This is a genomic window from Mesorhizobium sp. 8, assembly GCF_006351905.1.
GTDB lineage: Bacteria > Pseudomonadota > Alphaproteobacteria > Rhizobiales > Rhizobiaceae > Mesorhizobium > Mesorhizobium composti.
Window position 1 is genome coordinate 2315194 of record NZ_CP040914.1, and the last position, 19881, is coordinate 2335074.

20 protein-coding genes are annotated in these 19881 nt (G+C 65.1%); 9 read left to right on the forward strand and 11 right to left on the reverse strand.

Annotated features, from left to right (window positions below; genetic code table 11):
• Positions 1-5 precede the first annotated feature (5 nt).
• From FGU64_RS11185 to FGU64_RS11205, 5 genes are all read right to left on the reverse strand, one after another.
• Positions 6-752, reverse strand: coding sequence for a sugar phosphate isomerase/epimerase (locus tag FGU64_RS11185; RefSeq protein WP_139953356.1), 747 nt, complete (start codon positions 750-752; stop codon positions 6-8).
• 30 nt (positions 753-782) lie between these two features.
• The gene (locus tag FGU64_RS11190; RefSeq protein WP_139953357.1) at positions 783-1886 is read right to left on the reverse strand and encodes an ABC transporter ATP-binding protein; all 1104 of its coding nucleotides are present in this window, start codon (positions 1884-1886) and stop codon (positions 783-785) included.
• A gap of 4 nt (positions 1887-1890) precedes the next feature.
• Entirely contained in the window at positions 1891-2832 is a 942-nt protein-coding gene (locus FGU64_RS11195) for a carbohydrate ABC transporter permease (RefSeq protein WP_139953358.1), read from the reverse strand.
• Positions 2829-3725, reverse strand: coding sequence for a sugar ABC transporter permease (locus FGU64_RS11200; protein WP_139953359.1), 897 nt, complete (start codon positions 3723-3725; stop codon positions 2829-2831). The genes FGU64_RS11195 and FGU64_RS11200 overlap by 4 nt, the downstream gene beginning before the upstream one ends.
• A gap of 72 nt (positions 3726-3797) precedes the next feature.
• Positions 3798-5042 carry an ABC transporter substrate-binding protein gene (locus FGU64_RS11205; protein ID WP_139953360.1) on the reverse strand — a complete coding sequence of 415 codons (1245 nt, stop codon included), beginning with the start codon at positions 5040-5042 and terminating at the stop codon, positions 3798-3800.
• 257 nt (positions 5043-5299) lie between these two features.
• On the opposite strand from FGU64_RS11205, the gene FGU64_RS11210 reads away from it, so the two are divergent.
• A complete protein-coding gene (locus tag FGU64_RS11210; protein WP_139953361.1) occupies positions 5300-6352 on the forward strand; it encodes a LacI family transcriptional regulator in 1053 nt (350 codons plus the stop codon).
• A gap of 90 nt (positions 6353-6442) precedes the next feature.
• Positions 6443-7738 (forward strand): amidase, encoded by a 1296-nt coding sequence (locus FGU64_RS11215; protein ID WP_139953362.1) that lies wholly within the window; start codon positions 6443-6445, stop codon positions 7736-7738.
• Here the strand turns inward: FGU64_RS11215 and FGU64_RS11220 are convergent.
• The 5 genes from FGU64_RS11220 to FGU64_RS11240 are packed head-to-tail and all read right to left on the reverse strand — an operon-like array spanning position 7735 to position 11973.
• Positions 7735-8103 carry a hypothetical protein gene (locus tag FGU64_RS11220; protein ID WP_139953363.1) on the reverse strand — a complete coding sequence of 123 codons (369 nt, stop codon included), beginning with the start codon at positions 8101-8103 and terminating at the stop codon, positions 7735-7737. The two genes, FGU64_RS11215 and FGU64_RS11220, sit on opposite strands and share 4 nt — an antisense overlap.
• Before the next feature lie 39 nt (positions 8104-8142).
• Complete coding sequence (locus tag FGU64_RS11225; protein WP_139953364.1) at positions 8143-9123, reverse strand: hydroxyacid dehydrogenase; 981 nt, start codon at positions 9121-9123, stop codon at positions 8143-8145.
• Between the two features lie 6 nt (positions 9124-9129).
• Positions 9130-9843: a FadR/GntR family transcriptional regulator gene (locus tag FGU64_RS11230; RefSeq protein ID WP_139953365.1), complete on the reverse strand. Its 714-nt coding sequence runs from the start codon at positions 9841-9843 to the stop codon at positions 9130-9132.
• Position 9844: 1 nt separating this feature from the next.
• On the reverse strand, positions 9845-11014 hold the full coding sequence (locus tag FGU64_RS11235) for a mandelate racemase/muconate lactonizing enzyme family protein (RefSeq protein WP_139953366.1): 1170 nt from the start codon (positions 11012-11014) through the stop codon (positions 9845-9847).
• A gap of 56 nt (positions 11015-11070) precedes the next feature.
• The gene (locus tag FGU64_RS11240) at positions 11071-11973 is read right to left on the reverse strand and encodes a sugar phosphate isomerase/epimerase (RefSeq protein ID WP_139953367.1); all 903 of its coding nucleotides are present in this window, start codon (positions 11971-11973) and stop codon (positions 11071-11073) included.
• Positions 11974-12353: 380 nt separating this feature from the next.
• Here FGU64_RS11240 and FGU64_RS11245 point away from each other — a divergent pair, with 380 nt between their 5' ends.
• From FGU64_RS11245 to FGU64_RS11255, 3 genes are all read left to right on the forward strand, one after another.
• Positions 12354-13409: a sugar phosphate isomerase/epimerase gene (locus tag FGU64_RS11245; protein ID WP_139953368.1), complete on the forward strand. Its 1056-nt coding sequence runs from the start codon at positions 12354-12356 to the stop codon at positions 13407-13409.
• A 135-nt stretch (positions 13410-13544) separates the two neighbouring features.
• Complete coding sequence (locus FGU64_RS11250) at positions 13545-14732, forward strand: Gfo/Idh/MocA family oxidoreductase (protein WP_139953369.1); 1188 nt, start codon at positions 13545-13547, stop codon at positions 14730-14732.
• Between the two features lie 36 nt (positions 14733-14768).
• Positions 14769-15620, forward strand: coding sequence for a sugar phosphate isomerase/epimerase (locus FGU64_RS11255; RefSeq protein WP_139953370.1), 852 nt, complete (start codon positions 14769-14771; stop codon positions 15618-15620).
• A 24-nt stretch (positions 15621-15644) separates the two neighbouring features.
• Here the strand turns inward: FGU64_RS11255 and FGU64_RS11260 are convergent, their stop codons facing one another.
• Complete coding sequence (locus FGU64_RS11260; protein ID WP_139953371.1) at positions 15645-17150, reverse strand: altronate dehydratase family protein; 1506 nt, start codon at positions 17148-17150, stop codon at positions 15645-15647.
• Between the two features lie 162 nt (positions 17151-17312).
• Between FGU64_RS11260 and FGU64_RS11265 the strand changes: the two genes are divergently transcribed.
• The 4 genes from FGU64_RS11265 to FGU64_RS11280 all read left to right on the forward strand — a co-directional run bounded on the left by FGU64_RS11265 (position 17313) and on the right by FGU64_RS11280 (position 19877).
• A complete protein-coding gene (locus FGU64_RS11265; RefSeq protein WP_139953372.1) occupies positions 17313-18224 on the forward strand; it encodes a GntR family transcriptional regulator in 912 nt (303 codons plus the stop codon).
• 162 nt (positions 18225-18386) lie between these two features.
• On the forward strand, positions 18387-18761 hold the full coding sequence (locus tag FGU64_RS11270) for a DUF2946 family protein (RefSeq protein ID WP_246671342.1): 375 nt from the start codon (positions 18387-18389) through the stop codon (positions 18759-18761).
• 98 nt (positions 18762-18859) lie between these two features.
• Entirely contained in the window at positions 18860-19360 is a 501-nt protein-coding gene (locus FGU64_RS11275; protein ID WP_139953373.1) for a copper chaperone PCu(A)C, read from the forward strand.
• A complete protein-coding gene (locus FGU64_RS11280) occupies positions 19353-19877 on the forward strand; it encodes a YcnI family protein (RefSeq protein ID WP_139953374.1) in 525 nt (174 codons plus the stop codon). The genes FGU64_RS11275 and FGU64_RS11280 overlap by 8 nt, the downstream gene beginning before the upstream one ends.
• The last annotated feature ends 4 nt before the right edge of the window (positions 19878-19881 follow it).

Below are 19881 nucleotides of genomic sequence, written 5' to 3' on the forward strand. Positions count from 1 at the left end.
TCCGCTCACCAGGCCTTGGCCGATGCGATCGACCGACGTACGAAACGGCCGATATCGTTCGGGTTGTCCTGCTCCATGACGTAATATTCGGCAGCGGTCTTCGAACGCAGCGCCTTGAACAGGCCGGGCCAGTCGAGCGTGCCGTGGCCAACGTCCGACCAGCCGTCCTCGTCCAGCCCCTCGCCTGCCCTGGCGATGTCCTTCACATGCACGGCGGCAATCCGCTTGCCGTGCCGCTCGATCCACGGCAGGGGATCGGTGCCGTTCCGCACCACCCAGGCGACATCCATCTCCCAACCGATGCCGGGTGCGGCCGACAGGATATGGTCCATCGGCACCGACCCGCCGGGCAGCGCCTGGAATTCGAAATCGTGGTTGTGCCAGGTAAAGCCGTAGCCGGCCGCCTTCGCCTTCTCGCCCGCCTTCGCCAGCCGCTCGGCGAAACCGCGCCAGCCGGCGGCATCGGTCGGCCGTGCTTCGGCGACGAGATAGGGGCAGATCAACAGCTTCATGCCGAGCACCTCGGCGATCCGGCGCACGCCGTCGAAATCATTATCCAGCGCCTCGATGGAAAAATGCCCGGTCGGCATAGTGAGGCCGTTCCTGTCCAGTTCGGCGCGCAAGGCCTTCGGGTCGTCGTAGACACCGCCGAAGCCCTCAACCTGGGTATAGCCCGCCTCGCCGAGCATTTTCAGCACGGCGTCCCACGGCTGGAAGTTGCGGGCGCTGTAGAGTTGGAATGACCAGTTCATCGTTCTGTCCGTTTGCTGGGAGGAAAATTCTCAAATCCGCTTGCCGGCCTCGCCGCCGAACAGCGAGGCGCGCATCGGGTCGAAGCCGATCGTCACCGTCTCGCCGAGCGCCGGGGCGCGCTCGGCACCGACGCGCACGCTGAACTTCTGCCCGGCAACGAGCAGCCAGACCAATGTGTCCGAGCCCATCGGCTCGACCACCTCGACCGTTGCCGTCATCGAGAACGGCCAGTCCTCGCCGCTGTTCAGCGCAACATGCTCCGGCCGGATGCCGAAGGCCGCCGGCCCGGCTGCGGGCCTGCGCTCGAAGCCGTAGGTGGACAGCGGGATCGAGATACCATCGGCCGCGAAATGCCAGCCGCCTTTCCCGTCTTCCAGCCGGCCTTCCAGGAAATTCATGCCGGGCGAACCGAGGAAGCCGGCGACGAAGCGGTTGACCGGCCGGTTGTAGATGACCGGCGGCGCATCGAACTGCTGGATGACGCCGCCGCGCATCACCGCGATGCGGTCGGCCAGCGTCATCGCCTCGATCTGGTCGTGGGTGACGTAGATCATCGTGTTCTTCAGCTTCCGGTGCAGGAGCTTGATTTCGACGCGCAGTTCCGAGCGCAGCTTGGCGTCGAGATTCGACAGCGGCTCGTCGAACAAAAAGACGTCGACGTCCCGCACCAGCGCCCGACCGATGGCGACACGCTGGCGCTGGCCGCCGGAAAGCGCCGCCGGCTTGCGCTGCAAGAGCGGTTCGATCTGTAAAATTTCCGCCGCCCGCGCGATACGGCGGGCGATCTCGTCCTTCGGCGTGCCCGCGACGCGAAGGCCGAAGGACAGGTTCTTTTCCACCGTCATCTGCGGATAGAGGGCATAGGACTGGAACACCATGCCGATGCCGCGCTCGGCCGGTTCCTGCCATGTGACGTTCCTGCCCTTGATGAAGATGCGGCCATCGGAAATGTCGAGCAGGCCGGCGATGCAGTTGAGCAGCGTGGACTTGCCGCAGCCGGAGGGGCCGAGCAGCACAACGAACTCACCCTCGGCAATGTCGAGGTTGAGCGCTTTCAGCACCGATACGGCGCCGAAATCGAGCGACAGGTCCTGCACGGACACGCTGGCGCTGGAGGGGACGGTCAGGTTCATGCGCTCACCCCTTCACCGCGCCGGCGGCGATGCCGCGCACGAACAGTTTTCCCGAAACGAAGTAGACCAGCAGCGGCACCAGGCCGGTCAGCAGCGTCGCCGCCATGTTGACGTTGTATTCCTTCACGCCTTGCACGGAGTTGACGATGTTGTTGAGCTGCACCGTCATCGGATAGAGGTCGGGCTTGGTGTAGACGACGCCGAACAGGAAATCGTTCCAGATGCCGGTGATCTGGATGATGACGGCGACGACGAAGATCGGCAGCGACATCGGCAGCATGATGCGCAGATAGATGCCCCAGAAGCCGGCGCCGTCGACGCGCGCGGCCTTGAACAATTCCTCCGGCAGCGAAGCGAAATAGTTCCGGAACAGAAGCGTCAGGATCGGCATGCCGAAGATCGAGTGCACCAGCACCAGCCCCGTCAGCGTGCCGTAGAGGCCTATCTCGCGAAGGATGATGACGATTGGATAGAGCATCACCTGGTAGGGAATGAAGGCGCCGACGATGAGGATGGTGAAGAACACCTCCGCGCCCTTGAAACGCCAGTTGGCCAGCGCATAGCCGTTCACCGAGGCGATCGCGATCGACAGGATCACCGACGGCACGGTGATGCGCACAGAATTCCAGAAGCCACGCGAGAGACCGTCGCAATTGAGACCCGTGCACGCCTCGGCCCACGCCTTTACCCACGGCTGGAAGGTGATTTCCACCGGCGGCGCGAAGATGTGGCCGAGCCGGATTTCCGGCATGCCCTTCAAGGAGGTTACGACCATCACGTAGAGCGGCAACAGATAATAGACTGCGACGACGAACAGCGTGCCGTAGAGGATGATGTTGCGGCGCGACAGCGCCCGTCGCGGCTTGCGGCCACGCGGCCCCGCGAGGTCGGAAGCTGCCGCATCGGCGCCGGCAACGGGCATCGCAAGCGTGGCGCGCTCGCTCATCGCCGCCCTCGCTGTCCGAATTCCAGATAGGCCCACGGCACGATGACGATGACCACCGAAAGCAGCATCATCGTCGAGGCAGCAAAGCCCTGGCCGAGATTCTGGCCGAGGAACATGTAGTCGTAGACATACTTTGCCGGCACTTCCGACGCATGGCCGGGCCCACCACCGGTCTGCGCGACCACCAGGTCGTAGACCTTGACGATGGCCGAAGCGATGATGACCAGCGTGGTGACGAAAACGGGCCGCAGCATCGGGATGACGATGAACAGATAGGTCTTCCATACCGGGATGCCGTCCACCCGCGCTGCCTTCCAGATGTCCTCGTCGATGCTGCGCAACCCGGCCAGCATCAGGCACATGATGAGCCCCGTGCCCTGCCAGAGCGCTGCGATCAGGATGCCGTAGATGACGAGCTGGCGGTCGTAGAGCGGGTTGAAGGTGAAGCTCTCCCAGCCCAGCGAGCGCACCACGTGCTGCACGCCGAAATCGGGATTGAGCAGCCATTGCCAGACCAGCCCTGTGACGATGAAGGACAGCGCGAACGGATAGAGGAAAATGGTGCGGAACGTATCCTCGAAGCGGATCTTGCGGTCGAGCATCGCCGCCAGAAGGAAGCCGATGACGAAGGAAAAGACCAGCGACAGCACGCCGTAGATGAACAGATTCTCGATCGAGACCAGCCAGCGTGGCGTCGACCACAGCCGCTCGTACTGGTCGAGGCCGACGAACTTCCAGCGCGGCAGAAGCTTGGAATTGGTGAAGGAATAGAGGACCGTCCAGGCCGTGCCGCCGACGAACACGACGAGTGCCGTCAGCACCATCGGGATCGAGGCGATCTTCGCGTTGAGATTGCGAAAGAGGGGGTTGGGGCGTTCGCTCTGGCTGCGCATCGCTGTCTTCGCTGCGTAACAGGGATGGCCCGGTCCCGCTGGGCGGAACCGGGCGGGTTTCCTGGCGCCGTCCTAGTCGGCCGAGCCGATGATGTCGGCGAAGCGCTTCTGCGCGTCCTCAACGCTCATGTCCTGCTTGGCGAAGAATTCCGCCATCAGGTCGTTGAACTGCGTGTTGGTGTCGGGGCTGATCAACTCGTCCGTGCTCTTGATGACGTTGCCGGCCTTCAGCACCTCGAGGCCCTTCTTCATGCAGTCGTTGGCGGTGGTGAGGTCGACGTCGCCGCGCACCGGCATCGACCCCTTCTTGAGGTTGAAGGCCACCTGCGTCTTCGGAGACAGCATGACTGAAGCCAGTTCTTCCTGCGCCTTGGATTTTTCCTCATCGGCCAGCTTGGGGAAATAGAAGCTGTCGCCGCCAGTGGTGATGAAGGCGTTCGGCATGCCGAGCCCGACCAGACAGCTGTAGTCCTTGCCGGCCACCTGCCCCGCCACCTGGAACTCGCCCTGCGCCCAGTCGCCCATCGACTGGCCGCCGGCCTTGCCGGTGATGACCAGGTTGGTGGCCTGGTTCCAGTCCTGGACATTCGAATTCTTGGCCATCTTGCGGGCGTCGTCAGCGGCCTTGAAGACCTTCGCCATCTCAGGCCCGCCGGCGGCTTCGGCGTCCTTGTCCTGATAGACCTTCAGGTAAAGGTCCTTCCCGCCGATCGCGAGAAGGAGGTTGTTGAACAGGCCGCGCTCCTGCCAGCCCTGCTTGCCGATGGCGAGCGGCGTGATGCCGGCCTTCTCAAGCGCGGGTGCGGCGGCGACGAACTCGTCCCAGTTGGTCGGAACCGCCACGCCGGCATCGGCGAAGGCCTTGTTGGACAGCCACAGCCACTGCCAGGCATGGATGTTGACCGGCACGCAATAGACATGGCCGTCGAGCATGCAGCCTTCGAGCAACGAAGGTGGGTTGATGACGCCCTTCCAGTTCTCCTTCGCCGCGACGGCGTCGAGGTTGCGCATCAGCCCGGCCTCGACCAGCTCCTCAGCCTGGCGGCCATGGTTGAACTGCGTCGCCCCCATCGGATCGCCGCCGGTGATGCGGCTCACCATGATCGGCCGCGCCGTATCGCCGGAGCCCGCGATGGCGCCGTCCACCCAGTGGTTGCCGGTGGCGTCGAAGGCCTTGGCGAGTTCAGCGACGGCAGCCGCCTCACCACCGGAGGTCCACCAGTGGGTCACCTCCAGGTCCGTCGCGCCCGCAGTGCCGGCGAAGGCAAGGGCGGCGGCGCTCGCCGCCAGCAGGGCGGTGACGCTTCTGTATCGCATTTCGCTTTCCTCCCAGAAATCTGAAACGTTACAGATTTTGGATACGGCAAAACGCCACTCGGCGCAACCCTTCTGTCGGAATGGTCGAGCCATACTAGTCAAAACCGCTAGCAAACCATTGTTTTTCTTTACTTCTAGAGAAATCCAAAGCGAAGTGATTGCATACCTGCAACGTTTCAGAATAAACATGGCTATTCATCGCCGCGACAATTGCGGAGCGGCGGTGCGGCTGCTATGCGCCTTGCAGGGCGGAAGCGATGGATCGGGACGACCACACGAACGATGCGGACGAGGCGGAGCCGGCCGGACGGCCGACGCTGAAGACGCTCGCCTTCATGACCGGGCTCGGCGTCACAACCGTCTCGCGCGCGCTGAAGGACGCGCCGGAGATCGGCGCCGAGACCCGCAAGCGTGTGCAACTCGTCGCCCGCCAGATCGGCTACCGGCCGAACCGCGCCGGCGTGCGGCTGCGCACTGGCAAGACCAACGTCATCTCGCTGGTGCTCGATACAGAGGAGCAGATCGGCGGCTTCGTCTCCGACATGATCTACGGCATTTCGGAAGCACTGGCGCCGACGCCCTACCATCTCATCGTCACGCCCTATTCGCGCAACAACGACCCGCTGGAGCCGGTGCGCTACGTGGTCGAGACGGCGTCCGCCGACGGCATCATCATCTCGCGCACCGAGCCGGACGACAAGCGTGTGCGCTACATGACCGAGCGCGGCTTTCCCTTCGCCACGCACGGCCGCACCGCCATGGGCATCGAGCACCCCTATCACGACTTCGACAACACGGCTTTCGCTGTACAGGCGGTGGCACGGCTGGCCGCGCTCGGCCGCCGCAGGCTGGCGCTTCTGGCGCCGCCCGTCAACCTCAGCTACTTCCACCACATGCGCGACGGCTTCGCCGAGGCGCTGGCCGAGCACGGCCTGATGGAGGTGCCGCTGACCGGCGTCACCGTCGACCATTCGATCGAGGCGATCCGCGCCCGCACGGCCGAGCTGATGCGCCGCAAGGTGCGGCCGGACGGCATCGTCAGCGGCGCGGGTGCGGCCACCTTCGCGCTGGTCGCCGGCATCGAGGACGCCGGCTTTCGCCTCGGCAGCGATATCGACATCGTCTCCAAGCAGGCCTCGCGCCTGCTCCACCTGCTGCGCCCGCAGATCCACGTCGTCAACGAGGATGTGCGGCTGGCCGGCTCGGAACTCGCGCGCGCCGTGATGGCGCGCATCGATGGCAAGCCGGTGGCTGCGCTGCAAAGCCTGAGCCGGCCGGATGCGGTTGAAGCCTTCGGAGAGGGCGGATAAGTCCTCCGGATCGATGGGCCAGCTAGGTCAACGAGGATGGCACGCCCCGGCAGCCCTGCTATAGAGGTGGCTGGAATCCGGAGTGCTGCCTTGTCGTCGTCCCGCGACCGTCTCGAAGAAATCCTTAACCGCCTGCAAGCCCGAGCAGGCGACGAGCGCGTCTTCACGAGACTTTATATCGAAGCCGCCCGCGCGGCGGCCGACGCCGCCGACGCGCGCCGCAAGACCGGTATCTCGTTGGGACCGCTGGACGGCGTGATCGTCTCGATCAAGGACCTGTTTGACGTCGCCGGCGAACCGACGCTGGCCGGTTCCGTGCTGCGACGCACTGCACCGCCGGCGGAAGCCGACGCGGCAATCGTCATGCGGTTGCGAAGGGCCGGCGCCGTCATCATCGGTAAGACAGCGATGACGGAATTCGCCTTCACCGCTATCGGCGACAATCCGCACACCGGCACACCCGGCAACGCGGCCGACGCCAGCCTCATTCCCGGCGGATCGTCGTCCGGCGCCGGCGTTTCGGCCGCCGAAGGCACCAGCGACATCGCCATCGGCTCCGATACCGGCGGTTCAGTGCGCATTCCGGCGGCCTTGAACGGTGTCGTCGGTTTCAAGCCAACGGCGCGGCGCGTGCCGCTTTCCGGCGCCTTCCCACTATCGCCGACGCTGGATTCGATCGGTCCGCTGGCTCACAGCGTGGCCGATTGCGCAGCCGCGGACGCCGTCATGGCCAGCGAGGAATGGACGCCCCTGCCCGCCCTGTCCCTCTCCGGCCTGCGCATCGGCATCCCGCGCGGAACGCTTTTCGACGGCACCGAGGACGAAATCGCTGCCGCCTTTGAAGATATAATGAGTAAGCTTGGACTTACAGGATCGCACATCCTCGATTTCGGCATCGACGACCTGCTGGCCGAGATGAAGGCGGCGCGCAAGCATGGCTCGCTCGCGGCGCTGGAAGGAGCGGAAATCCATGCCGACTGGCTGGCGGCGAGCGCTAGCGTACCGGTCGATCCGCATATGGCGGAACCGCTGGCGCGAGCCGCCGCCGTGCCGACGCCTTTCTACATCCGCGCCCTGCGCCGGCGCGCCGAACTGGCGGCGGCCATGGACGAGCGCCTTGCCGGCCTCGACGCGCTCATGCTGCCGACCGTGCCGCTTTTCGCAGCGCCGATCGCCGCCATGGCGGCCGACGAGCGGCTGCGCGACCATACCGAGGGCCTTTTGCTGAGAAACACGCAGGTCGCCAACCAGTTCGACCTCTGCGCCGTCACGCTACCAATGCCCGGAACTCGCTTGCCGGCAGGGTTGATGCTGGTGGCGCGGAAAGACCACGACCGGCGGCTGCTGGCAATCGCCGCCGCCGTGGAAAGGCGGCTCGCAGCCTAGCGCGCCTTGCAGCGCGCGCTTTCGCCCATCGTCGCCTTTCGCTCGATGGCCGTGACGACGAGATAGGGCAGCTCATGCGCCTTGCCCGTATAGGTCACGGTCCGCCGCTCGATGGAGCCGCGCAGCACCAGCTTTCCGGCATAGAGCAGATCGGCCGCCCGGTCCTTTTCAGGCAGGCGCTTCGTATCGATCGACACCCCCTTGATGATTGCACCGGTCTTGAGATCGAGCGCGTTGTTCGACCGGCACGGCGCTTTCACGCAGCGCAACCCGTTGTCGCAGTAGACGTAGAGGCCGGGAACCGCATAGGCCGAACCGGCGGCAAGGAAAAGAGGCACAGCGGCCAGGAGCTTGAAAGTCACCATGACGCAACCCTGGCTTGCGATTGCGGCGAAAACCGGCCGTCAGTCGGCGGCCGGGAACCGCTGCCGATAGCGCTCGACGACTTCGGGGTTGCGCAGGTTGACCGGAAGCTCGCCGGCGAGCACGCGCAGCGCCTCGCCCGCCGCTCCCGTTCCCATCCGCATCATCGATTCTTCGGTGATGCCGGCCATGTGCGGAGTGACGATGACGTTGTCGAACGAGAAATAGGGATGGTCCGGCGGCAGCGGCTGGGTGGAAAAGACGTCCAGAGCTGCGCCGCCGATGCGGCCCTCCTGAAGGGCTGCGACAAGGGCCGCATCGTCCACTACCGGGCCTCGCGATACGTTGATCAGCAGCGCGCCGCGCTTCATGCGTGCGATGCGCGCAGCATTCATCAGGCCGCGCGTTTCCGGCGTCAGTGGGCAGCAGAGCACCAAGACATCGCTTTCGGCGACCAGTTCGTCGATCGGCACGAAGCGCACGCCCTCGGGTGCGGCACGCGTGCTGCGCGTCGTCGCCAGCACGCTCAGGCCGAAGCCATGCGCGGCGATGCGGCCGACCTCCTGCCCGACCGCGCCGAGGCCGACGATCCCGATGGTGCGGCCCGCCAGCTCATGGTTGAGGTCCGCATGCGCGCGGCCCGCCAGCCAGCCGTCCCGGCGCAGGTCGCGGTCCATCATGCGGAAGCGCCGTAGAAGCGCCAATGCTGTGAAGATGACATGCTCGGCGACGGAGCGCGCATTGACGGCCGGCACGTTCGCCACCAGCACGCCGGCGGCGGTCGCCGCCTCCATCGGGATCATGTCGAGCCCGGCTCCGTGGCGGATCGCGGCCTTGAGCCGCCCGGCACCGGCAAACAGTGTTTCCGGCAGCAGCGCCCGCACGATGACGATGTCGGCGTCGACAGCTTCGTGGGCCAATGTGGCGCCGTCGAGCGCCGAGGCAATCGCCAGTTCGCCCGCACCGGCCAGCATCTCGGTGGCGCGCGGATGCAGCGGGTGGGTGGAATAGATTTTCGGCATCGGAGGCTATGCCCGTTCCAGCGCCGGTTCGCCGGGCACACCCGCGCCGCCGATCAGCCCCTTCCAGTAGCTTTCCGCGCCTTGCAGATGCGCGCTCATCAGCGCCTGCGCCAGATTGCCGTCGCGCCTCAGCAGCGCCTCGTAGATCTGGATATGCTCGGCATGCGATTTGCGGCCGCGTTCCGGGTCGTTGAAATAGACCGGCAGGCGCTTCTCGCCCATGACGTAATAGACCGAGCAGACGCGATGGAAGACGCTGTTCTTGGTCGCGCGCACGATCTCCAGATGGAAATCGCGGTCCTGCTTCGCCAGTCCGCGGCCGGCGTCCAGCTGCTCCTCGGATTCCTTCAGGATCTCGCGCAGCCGCTCGAAATTCTCCTCCGTCGCGCGCACGCAGGCGAGTTCGGCCGCCTTGATCTCGTGGATCTTCCTCAGTTCCACCGTTTCGTAGATCTGCACCGGATCGAGTGGCAGGCCGGCGCGCGCGAACAGCGCCATGGCCTCGACGCTGGCCTGCTTTGTGTCGATATAGATGCCGGACTTGGCGCGGCGCTCGACGATGCGCATCGCTTCCAGGATGGCCAGCGCCTCGCGGATCTGGCCGCGACTCACCGAAAAGTGCTCGGCCAGTTCCCGTTCGGAGGGCGTGCGGCCGCTCTCGCTGTCGCAATGGGCGAAAAGGTAGGCCGCCAGTTCGGCAAGAAGGTTTTTCTCTTTCATCTCAACAGCGTTGCGCGTGCGCCTCCAGAAAACGCTCGGAGACGGTGAAGCCAAGCCCCGGCGATTCCGGGATCGCTATCATACCGTCCTTCGCTTCGACAGTCTCTTCGACAAGATCGTGGATCATCGGATTGGCGCCCAGCGAATATTCCACGATGAAAGCGGAAGGCGAGGCCGCGCAGACATGCAGGCCGGCGAAGAAGCAAGGCGCACCGGCCCACAGGTGCGGCGCAAAGCGCAGGTTGAAGGCGCTGGCCAATGTGCCGATGCGCATGGCCTCCGTGATGCCGCCGCAGAAGCCCGGATCCGGCTGGAAGATATCGGCGGCCTTCATCACGGCAAGGTCGCGGAAGGCGTAGCGCGTCGCCTCGCTCTCGCCGGTCGCGATCGGCACCGGACTGCCGGCGCGCAATTCGGCCAGCCCCGGCTTGTCATCGGCGATCACCGGTTCCTCGAACCAGGCGAGGTCCTGGTCGGCGACGAGATGGATGAACCGCTTGGCCTCGGCCACCGTATAGGTGCCGTGCGCATCGACCATCAGGTCGACGGCAGGGCCGAGCGCCTGTCGCGCCGCCTTGACGCGCGCTGCCGAGATATGCGCGGCACCGTCCATGGCGCCGACCCGCATCTTCACCGCCCTGAAGCCGCCCTTGTCGATATAGGAGACAAGCTGTTCGCCCACCCCTGCTGCGTCGGCCCAGCCGCCGGAGGCATAGGCCGGCAGCCGGTCGGCCTTGCGCCCGCCGAGAAGTCGCCAGACAGGCTGGCCGAGCGATTTGCCCAGAATATCCCACAGCGCGATGTCGACGGCGCTGATGGCGGCGACGCTCAGGCCTCGCCGCGCCAGTTGCGGCATGGCATGGCCTTGCGCCGCCGCCATCTGGTGGCGCGAACCGTTGTAGAGCATCTCCCAGATGACGGCGATGTCGGCCGGATCGCGGCCGATCAGCTGCGGCCCGACCTCGTGGTTGAGCATGTGGACGAGCGCGCCGTAGCTGCCGGCGCTGCCGGCCGCGTTCTTGCCCTCGCCCCAGCCGACCAGCCCGTCATCGGTCTCGATGCGCAGGATGGCGGCGTCGAAGGTCGTCACCTGGCCGAAGTCGCTGCGGTGCTGCCGCGGGGCCTCGATCGGGATGCGGACCCACCAGGCTTGGACCGTCTTGATGCGCATGATCGTCGTCTCGAACCTTCGGCGGAGTGGAGCCAGGGATGGGACGGCGGGCCTTGTCAGGCCGGCATCGTCTTGCCGATCAGCGGCAGGATCGTCTCCGCCGTGATGCGCATCTGGTCGGTGTAGAATTTCTCCGTCAGCAGACTGGAGCCATGGTCCTGGATGAACTTCAGCTGTTCGGGCGAGATGTCGACCGGATTGCGCTCGACCATTTCCGGATAGCGGGCTGCCGGCGTGCGGTCGACCGGGGCGACGAACTCGTTGGTCAGCGCGCCGTCGTAGCCGATCTCCTTCAGCGTGCCGACAATCTTCTTCCAGTCGATGGTGCCGATGCCGGCGGCGAAGCGGTTGTTGTCGGCAACGTGGAAGTCGAACAGCCGCTTGCCGGCCTTGCGGATGGCCTCGGTAACGTCGAACTCCTCCATGTGGATGTGGTAGGCGTCGAGGCAAATGCCGCATTCCGGTGAGACGGCATCGGCCAGCGCCATCGCCTGCTCGCCGCGGTTGAACAGATAGGTCTCGAACCGGTTGAGCGGTTCGACGGCGATCCTGACGCCGACCTTCTTGGCGTGGGTGAAGCATTCGCGCGTGGCGTCGACCACCCACTTCCACTCCTCCTCCTCGGTGCCGTCCGGCACCACCTTGCCGACGGTCGCCGGCACCAGCGTGATGATCTCGCCGTCGAGTTCGCTGATCATGGTGAGCACGTCCTTGACGTACTGGACCGAGCGTTCGCGCTGGCCCTGGTCCCGGGCGGCGAGGTTACGCTCGCCCAGCATCAGCGTCACCGCGCCCCAGCAGCGGATGCCGTATTCCTTCAGAAGCGCACGCGTCTCCCTGGTCTTGTACTGCTCGGGCTCACCGGAAATCTCGATCGATTCGTAGCCGAACTTCTTGATGCGCTTGAGCGTGACCTCTAGCGGCTCTGCCCGCATCCAGTTGTGCGTCGAAAGATGCATGATCGGTTCCTTCCCGGATTTGCCTGTAACTGTCCGTTCAGTCGGCCATGCGCGAACGCACGGTCGGCTCCTCCCCCACCGGTCTCAGTTTTTCAAACTGGTTAGACCAATTGAGCTTTCGATGACCTCTACAGCAATTTCTACGGCACGGCAAGGAGTGGGTATCAATAGAGCATTTCGAGATACAAAATATTGATTTTCAACATATAATATCGATTTATGTCACTCCGCAGAGACGGCGAAACCACGGCGCCGCCTTGACCTCATCGATATATTTGGTCATACCAGAATAAAGGGTTGAGAAAACGCCCCGACCGTTTCGAAGCAAGTAGCCGGACTTCGCGAAAACGCTATGCTGCGCCGGCACACGGGAGGACACGATGCCGACGACGATGAAGGGGCCCGCCATTTTCCTGGCGCAGTTCGCGGGCGACGCAGCGCCCTTCAATTCGCTGCCGTCGATCGCCAAATGGGCAGCGGGCCTGGGCTACAAGGGCATCCAGATCCCGACCTGGGACGGACGCCTGATCGATCTGGAGAAGGCGGCGTCCTCCAAGGCCTATTGCGACGAGATCAAGGGCATCTGCAAGGACGCGGGCGTCGAGATCACCGAACTGTCGACGCATCTTCAAGGGCAGCTGATCGCGGTCCACCCAGCCTATGACGCGCAGATGGACGGCTTCGCCCCGGCCAAGGTGCACAACAATCCGAAGGCCCGGCAGAAATGGGCGGTCGAGCAACTCAAGGCCGGCGCCAAGGCCTCGCGTAACCTCGGGCTGGACGTCACCGTCTCCTTCACCGGCTCGCTCGCCTTTCCCTATCTCTACCCCTTCCCGCAGCGCCCTTCCGGCCTGATCGAAGAGGCCTTCAAGGAACTCGCCAAGCGCTGGAAGCCGATCCTCGACGTCTACGAGGATCACGGCGTCGATATCGGCTACGAAATCCATCCGAGCGAGGACGTGTTCGACGGCGCCACCTTCGAGATGTTCCTCGATGCGCTCGGCGGCCACAAGCGCTGCGCCATCAACTACGATCCGTCGCACTTCCTGCTGCAGCAGATGGATTATCTGGCCTTCATCGACATCTACCACGAGCGGATAAAAGCCTTCCACGTCAAGGATGCCGAGTTCAATCCCGACGGCCGCCAGGGCGTCTATTCCGGCTACCAGAGCTGGCTGAACCGCGCCGGCCGCTTCCGTTCGCTGGGCGACGGACAGGTCGACTTCGGCGGTATCTTCTCCAAGCTCGCGCAGTACAATTACGATTCCTGGGCCGTTCTGGAATGGGAATGCTGCCTCAAGCATCCCGAGGACGGCGCCGCCGAGGGCGCGCCCTTCATCCAGCATCACATCATCCGCGTGACGGAAAAGGCCTTCGACGACTTCGCCGCCGGCAAGGAAGACAAGAAGCTGCTCAAAGCGATGATGGGCATCTAGACTAGGGCAGTAGGGCGGCAAGGCAGTAGGGCACTAGGGACCGCCGATCGCCTGTTTTTCCCTTTCACTGCCCTATTGCCATACAGCCTTATTGCCTGTGGCCGCGGATGGCGGCGAGATGTGGAGGAGAAAAACATGGTCGGCGCATCGAAGGCGGAAACAGGAGGCGGCCCGATCCGTCTCGGCATGGTGGGCGGCGGACAGGGCGCCTTCATCGGCGCGGTGCACCGCATCGCCGCACGCATGGACGGCGAATTCCAGCTGGTGGCCGGCGCCCTGTCTTCGGACGCCGAGCGCGCCATGGCATCCGCCGCCGAACTCGGCCTCGATCCGGCGCGCAGCTACAGTTCCTTCGCCGAAATGGCCAAGGCAGAGGCCAAGCGTCCGGACGGCATCGAGGCGGTGGCCATCGTCACGCCCAACAACGTCCACTACCCGGCGGCGAAAGCCTTCCTCGAAGCCGGCATCCACGTCATCTGCGACAAGCCGTTGACCTCCAATCTGGCCGACGCGAAGAAGCTGGCGGCGCTGGTCGCCAGGACCGGCAAGGTCTTCGTGCTCACCCACAACTACACCGGCTACCCGATGGTGCGGCAGGCGCGCGAGATGATCGCCAAGGGCCAGCTGGGCGATATCCGCGTCGTGCAGGCCGAATATCCGCAGGACTGGCTGACCGAGGCCGTCGAGGCCACCGGCCAGAAGCAGGCGTCGTGGCGAGTCGATCCCAAGCAGTCCGGCGTCGGCGGCGCGCTCGGCGACATCGGCACCCACGCCTACAACCTCGCCCGTTTCGTCTCCGGGCTGGAACTGGATCAGCTTGCGGCCGACATCGACGCCTTCGTCCCCGGCCGCGTGCTGGACGACAACGCCAACGTCATGCTGCGCTTCAAGGCGAAGGGAAAGGCACCGGGCGCCAGGGGCATGATCTGGGCGAGCCAGGTGGCGCCGGGCAACGAGAACGGCCTGAAGCTGCGCATCTACGGCACCAAGGGTGGGCTGGAGTGGACGCAGGCCGACCCGAACTACCTGTGGTACACGCCCTTCGGCCAGCCCAAGCAGTTGCTCACCCGCGCCGGTGCTGGCGCGATGCCCGTGGCCGGCCGCGTCAGCCGCGTGCCGTCCGGCCATCCGGAGGGGTACCTGGAAGGTTTCGCCAACATCTATCAGGAAGCGGCCCGTGCCATCCGGGCCGCACGCCGCAAGGGCGGCAAGCCGGCCAAGGACGTGGTCTACCCGACGGTGCAAGACGGCGTCGAAGGCGTCGCCTTCGTCGAGGCCTGCGTGAAGTCGTCGAAGAAGAACGGCGCCTGGACGAAGCTGTAGGTCCAGCGAAGAGAAGAACAGGATCAGGGGACGCCAATGAAAATCGGCATGTGTATGTTCCTGTGGACCACCAATGTCACGAAGAAGCACGAGCCGCTTCTGCGGGACATCAAGGCGGCCGGCTTCGACGGTGTCGAGATCCCGATCTTCGAGGGCACGCCGGACGACTATGCGCGGCTGGGCGAAATACTCGACCGCATCGGGCTGCAGCGCACCGCCGTCTCGGCCATGGGCGACCCGGCGATGAACCTGATTTCCCCGGATGCGGCCACGCGCAAGGCCGGCATCGCCTTCGTGAAGAACGCCATCGATTGCGCGGCGGCTCTCGGGGCGCATACGCTCTCCGGCCCGCTGCATTCGACGCTCGGCGCCTTTTCCGGTGCCGGCCCGACGGCAGCGGAATTCAAGCGCTCGCTCTCCTCTCAGCGCGCCATCGGCGACCACGCCGGCAAGAAGGGCGTCACCATCGGGCTGGAGGCGCTGAACCGCTTCGAATGCTACCTGTTCAATACCATGGATGCGCTTTGCGCGCATATCGACGAGGTCGACCGGCCGCATATCCGCGCCATGTACGACACCTTCCACGCCAATATCGAGGAAGCCGACCCGATCGGCGCCTATACGCGCAACAGGAAGAACATCGTCCACGTCCATATTTCCGAGAACGACCGCGGCGTCCCCGGCCGCGGCAACATTCCCTGGAAGGAGACCTTCGCGGCGATCCGCAAGAGCGGCTACGACGACTGGCTGACCATCGAGGCCTTCGGGCGCGGCCTGAAGGACCTTGCCGCCGCCACGAAGGTCTGGCGCGATTTCTCCGAAGGACCGGAAGCCGTCTACCGCGACGGCTGCAAGCACATCAGGAACGGCTGGAAGAAAGCTGCCTGAACCGGCCGGCTGGCCGTCGCCACCTCAAAGCGTGGCGCCGAGATGCCACGGCACGAATTCGTTGTCGCCATAGCCGAACAATTCGCTCTTGGTTTTCCTACCCGAGGCCGTCTCGACGATCAGTTCGAAGATTTCCCGGCCCATCTCGGCAATGCTCTTGTCGCCCGAGGCGATGACGCCGCAATTGACGTCCATGTCCTCCTCCATGGCGTTGTAGAGCGTCGTGTTGGTCGCGACCTTGATCGACGGCGTCGGCCGGCAACCGAAGCACGAGCCCCGCCCGGTGGTGAAGACGATGACGTTTGCGCCGCCCGCCACCTGGCCGGTGGCCGAGACGGGGTCGTAGCCGGGCGTGTCCATGAACACCAGTCCATGGCCGGTGACCTTCTCGGCATAGTTGAAGACGCCGTTGAGCGGCGTCTGCCCGCCCTTGGCGACCGCCCCCAGCGACTTTTCCAGAATGGTCGTCAGCCCGCCGCGCTTGTTGCCGGGCGAGGGATTGTTGTCGATGGAAGCGCCGTGCCTTGCGGTGTGGTCCTCCCACCACTTGATCAACCCGTCGAGCTTGCCGGCGATCTCCGGTGTCGCCGCACGGGCACCAAGCAGGTGCTCGGCACCGTAAATCTCTGTGGTCTCCGACAGGATGCCGACGCCGCCAACGTCGGCAAGGATGTCTACGGCGACGCCGAGCGCCGGATTTGCGGTTATGCCCGACATGCCGTCGGAGCCGCCGCATTGCAGGCCGACGACGATCTCCGAAACCGGGATCGGCTCACGCTTCAGGCCGCCCACCTCCTCGGCGATCTCGGCCAGCACGCCCATCGCCTTTTCGACCGATTTGCGCGATCCGCCGGCCTCCTGGATGTTGAAGTGCCGCTTGCCGGCGGCGACCCCCTTCTGGCCGTAGAGGGTCAGCTGATTGACCTCGCAGCCAAGGCCAACCATCAGCACGCCGCCGAAATTGGGATGGCGGGCATAGCCGGCCAGCGTTCGGTGCAGCACCATCATGCCGTCGCCGGTCGCGCTCATGCCGCAGCCCTGACCATGGACGATGGGCACGAACCCGTCGATGCCGGGATAGTTCGGCAGGAGCCGGCGATTGGCCTCGTCGGCGATGGCGTGGCAGACGGTGGCCGAACAGTTCACGCTGGCGATGATACCGATGAAGTTGCGCGTGCCGGCGCGCCCGTCGGCGCGGCGATAGCCCATGAAGGTGCGGGCCTTGTCGGTCTCGGTGGCATGCGCGGCCTCGCCGGGTGGCACCACCGGAAGGCGGCCGGATTCGAAGGCCAGGTTATGCGAATGCACATGCTCGCCGGCCGCGATGTCGCGGGTCGCGCGGCCGATCGCCTGCGCATACTTGACGACAGCCTCACCCGCCGCGATAGGCTTGATCGCCACCTTGTGGCCGGGCTCGATCGGCTGGCTCGCCGCAGCGCCGCCCGGCAGGACGGCGCCCGCCTCCACCTTGCCGTTGGCGACGGCGACATTGTCCGCGGGAGACAAAAGGATGGTGCTGGCGGCTGGCAAGGCGGTGATCCTGAAGGGTTCGGGATGATGATCCTGAAAGCGGCCGGTTGACTGCGACCGTCTTACGATTATTGTCTTTTATCTGGAAAAAACAATTTTGCGTCAACTCATTTCTTGGGTCATTCGATCGATGGCAGGGCTGCAGTTCCGGAGGCGCTAGGGATGGCCAAGGGCAACAACGTCTACAAGGACGCCTACAACCGCTGCCTCGGCCTGCTCGAAGCCGCCGGCAGCCTTCCTTCCGAACCCGAACTGGGCGCGACGCTGGGCGTCAGCCGTACCACGGTCCGCTCGGTGCTGGCACGCATGGCCGAAACCGGGCTGATCGCCTGGAACAAGCGCGACAAGAAGGCGCTGCGCAAGCCCTGCCCGGACGACTTCTTTCCGGTGGCGGAGACCGACTCGCCTTCCGAGATCATCGAACGCTCCTTCGTGCGCCGCCTGCTCGGCGCCGGCGCCGAGGCCGGAACGCAGATCAACGAACTGGAACTGGCGCGCGAGATCGGCGTCGGCACCACCAGCGTGCGCGAATTTCTGATCCGCTTCAGCCGCTTCGGACTGATCGAGAAGCGCCGGAACAGCCACTGGGTGCTCAAGGGTTTCACCCGCGACTTCGCGCTGGAGCTGACGGAAATCCGCGAGATGTTCGAACTGCGTTCGGCCGCCGCCTTCGCCGCCTTGCCGCAGGACGATCCGGCATGGGCCGAACTCGACAGGCTGGAAAGCGAACACCACGCGCTTGCCCGCGCCATCGCCACCCGCTTCAACGAATTCTCCGAGCTGGACGAGCGCTTCCACCGGCTCATCCACCGCGCTTCGCTGAACCGCTTCATCGTCGACTTCTACGACGTCATCGCCATGATCTTTCACTACCACTACCAATGGAACAAGGCCGACGAGCGCCAGCGCAACGAGACCGCCTTGCAGGAACATCTCGCCTACATCGCGGCCCTCAGGTCTCGCGACCCGGCCAAGGTCGACGCTGCCTGCCGCCGGCACCTGAATTCGGCGCGCCAGACGCTGCTGATCTCCATGCCCGAGACGGCCGGCGATGCGGAAATTCCCGCAGAATAATACGGTTTGCATGCGCTGGAACAAACTTCCGGCAACCGGGATCGTGTAGACAGGATCCGGACAGTGCCCGCGCAGGATGCCGCAGCCGCCTTTTGGCGATTTCGCGGCACGCATCGGCGTGATAGGTCTTGGACAAGGAAGCGGGAGACGAACGTGACCGCGATGAGGCGCAGACGATTGAGCATGACGGTGGCGTTCGTCGCTGCCTATGTGCTCATCCTGCAATCGCTGCTCGCAACCTTCGCGCTTGGCGCCGACAGCGCCGCCGCACAGCTCGATGCCTTCGGCAACATCATCTGCACCCATGCCGGCGCGGCCGAACAGCCTTCGGGCGATCCGCAGAATCACCAGCCGTCCTGCTGCACGCTCGGCTGCGCCCTGTCGTCGCTGGGTTTCGGCGCGCCGCCCGACACCACGGTCGCGCTGGAAACGGCTTTTGCCGAAACGGCCGTCGTTGCTCCGGCGACAGCGGAGCGGCCCCTTTTCAGTCGCCACCGCTGGCAGGCCAATCCCCGCGCGCCACCGCTTCTCGCCTGAGCGCGCATCCGCGCCGGAACATCTTCCCGCCAATCTCATCCAAATCACCAGTCGCCGCGGCCGCAGGCCCGGTACGGCATCGACCCCATGGAGACCCCATGTCGAACTTCCATATCTTCCGGCCGACCGGCCGAACCGCAGCAGCTGCCCTGGCCGCGGCCCTCCTCGTCTGCGGCCCTGCCCTGGCGCACGAATTCAAGCTCGGCGATCTCGAGATCGGCCATCCCTGGTCGCGCGCAACACCGCCCGGCGCCAAGGTGGCCGGCGGTTATTTCACCGTGACCAATCACGGCGGCGCAGCCGACCGGCTGGTGTCCGTCACCTCCGACATCTCGGCCAAGGCCGAGGTGCATGAAATGGCCGTCAAGGACGGCGTCATGACCATGCGCCCGGTCGAGGGCGGGGTGGAGATCCCCGCCGGCGGCAAGCTCGAGCTGAAGCCCAACGGCTATCACCTGATGCTGATGGGCCTGAAGCGCCCGGCCAAGGAAGGCGAAAGCTTTCCCGCCACGCTGACGTTCGAGAAGGCCGGCAGCGTCACGGTTGAGTTCCAGGTCGAAGGCATGAATGGCAGCGGGATGGAGATGGACCATGACTAAGCATCACATCCTCACCTGCGCCACGGCACTGTTCCTCACCACCGGAACAGCGCTCGCCCATGTCACGCTGGAAACCGGGGAAGCGGCCGTCGGTACCACCTACAAGGCGGTGTTGCGCGTGCCGCACGGCTGCGAGGGCAAGGCCACGACCGCCGTGCGCGTGAAACTGCCGGAAGGCTTCATCGCCGCCAAGCCGATGCCCAAAGCCGGCTGGGAGCTGAAGACGGTGAAGGGCAAATACGCCAAGAGCTATGAGCTGTGGGGCGAGAAGGTCACCGAGGGCGTGCAGGAAGTCGACTGGAGCGGCGGCAACCTGCCGGACGCCTACTATGACGAGTTCGTCCTGCGCGGTACCTTCGCGGTCGATCTCGCCGCCGGCGAGACAGCCTACTTCCCGGTGGTGCAGGAATGCGAAGGCGGCGCGGTCGAACGCTGGATCCAGATTCCGCAGGCAGGCCAGAGCGAGGACGACCTCGAAACGCCTGCGCCGGGCGTCAAGCTGCTGCCGAAGAAGTGAGTGC

Bases quoted from the DNA above. Each gene is read 5' to 3' on its own strand.
- FGU64_RS11185 (WP_139953356.1), bottom strand. From the start codon at position 752: ATGAACTGGTCATTCCAACTCTACAGCGCCCGCAACTTCCAGCCGTGG.
- FGU64_RS11190 (WP_139953357.1), bottom strand. From the start codon at position 1,886: ATGAACCTGACCGTCCCCTCCAGCGCCAGCGTGTCCGTGCAGGACCTG.
- FGU64_RS11195 (WP_139953358.1), bottom strand. From the start codon at position 2,832: ATGAGCGAGCGCGCCACGCTTGCGATGCCCGTTGCCGGCGCCGATGCG.
- FGU64_RS11200 (WP_139953359.1), bottom strand. From the start codon at position 3,725: ATGCGCAGCCAGAGCGAACGCCCCAACCCCCTCTTTCGCAATCTCAAC.
- FGU64_RS11205 (WP_139953360.1), bottom strand. From the start codon at position 5,042: ATGCGATACAGAAGCGTCACCGCCCTGCTGGCGGCGAGCGCCGCCGCC.
- FGU64_RS11210 (WP_139953361.1), top strand. From the start codon at position 5,300: ATGGATCGGGACGACCACACGAACGATGCGGACGAGGCGGAGCCGGCC.
- FGU64_RS11220 (WP_139953363.1), bottom strand. From the start codon at position 8,103: ATGGTGACTTTCAAGCTCCTGGCCGCTGTGCCTCTTTTCCTTGCCGCC.
- FGU64_RS11225 (WP_139953364.1), bottom strand. From the start codon at position 9,123: ATGCCGAAAATCTATTCCACCCACCCGCTGCATCCGCGCGCCACCGAG.
- FGU64_RS11230 (WP_139953365.1), bottom strand. From the start codon at position 9,843: ATGAAAGAGAAAAACCTTCTTGCCGAACTGGCGGCCTACCTTTTCGCC.
- FGU64_RS11235 (WP_139953366.1), bottom strand. From the start codon at position 11,014: ATGCGCATCAAGACGGTCCAAGCCTGGTGGGTCCGCATCCCGATCGAG.
- FGU64_RS11240 (WP_139953367.1), bottom strand. From the start codon at position 11,973: ATGCATCTTTCGACGCACAACTGGATGCGGGCAGAGCCGCTAGAGGTC.
- FGU64_RS11245 (WP_139953368.1), top strand. From the start codon at position 12,354: ATGCCGACGACGATGAAGGGGCCCGCCATTTTCCTGGCGCAGTTCGCG.
- FGU64_RS11250 (WP_139953369.1), top strand. From the start codon at position 13,545: ATGGTCGGCGCATCGAAGGCGGAAACAGGAGGCGGCCCGATCCGTCTC.
- FGU64_RS11255 (WP_139953370.1), top strand. From the start codon at position 14,769: ATGAAAATCGGCATGTGTATGTTCCTGTGGACCACCAATGTCACGAAG.
- FGU64_RS11265 (WP_139953372.1), top strand. From the start codon at position 17,313: ATGGCCAAGGGCAACAACGTCTACAAGGACGCCTACAACCGCTGCCTC.
- FGU64_RS11270 (WP_246671342.1), top strand. From the start codon at position 18,387: ATGAGGCGCAGACGATTGAGCATGACGGTGGCGTTCGTCGCTGCCTAT.
- FGU64_RS11275 (WP_139953373.1), top strand. From the start codon at position 18,860: ATGTCGAACTTCCATATCTTCCGGCCGACCGGCCGAACCGCAGCAGCT.
- FGU64_RS11280 (WP_139953374.1), top strand. From the start codon at position 19,353: ATGACTAAGCATCACATCCTCACCTGCGCCACGGCACTGTTCCTCACC.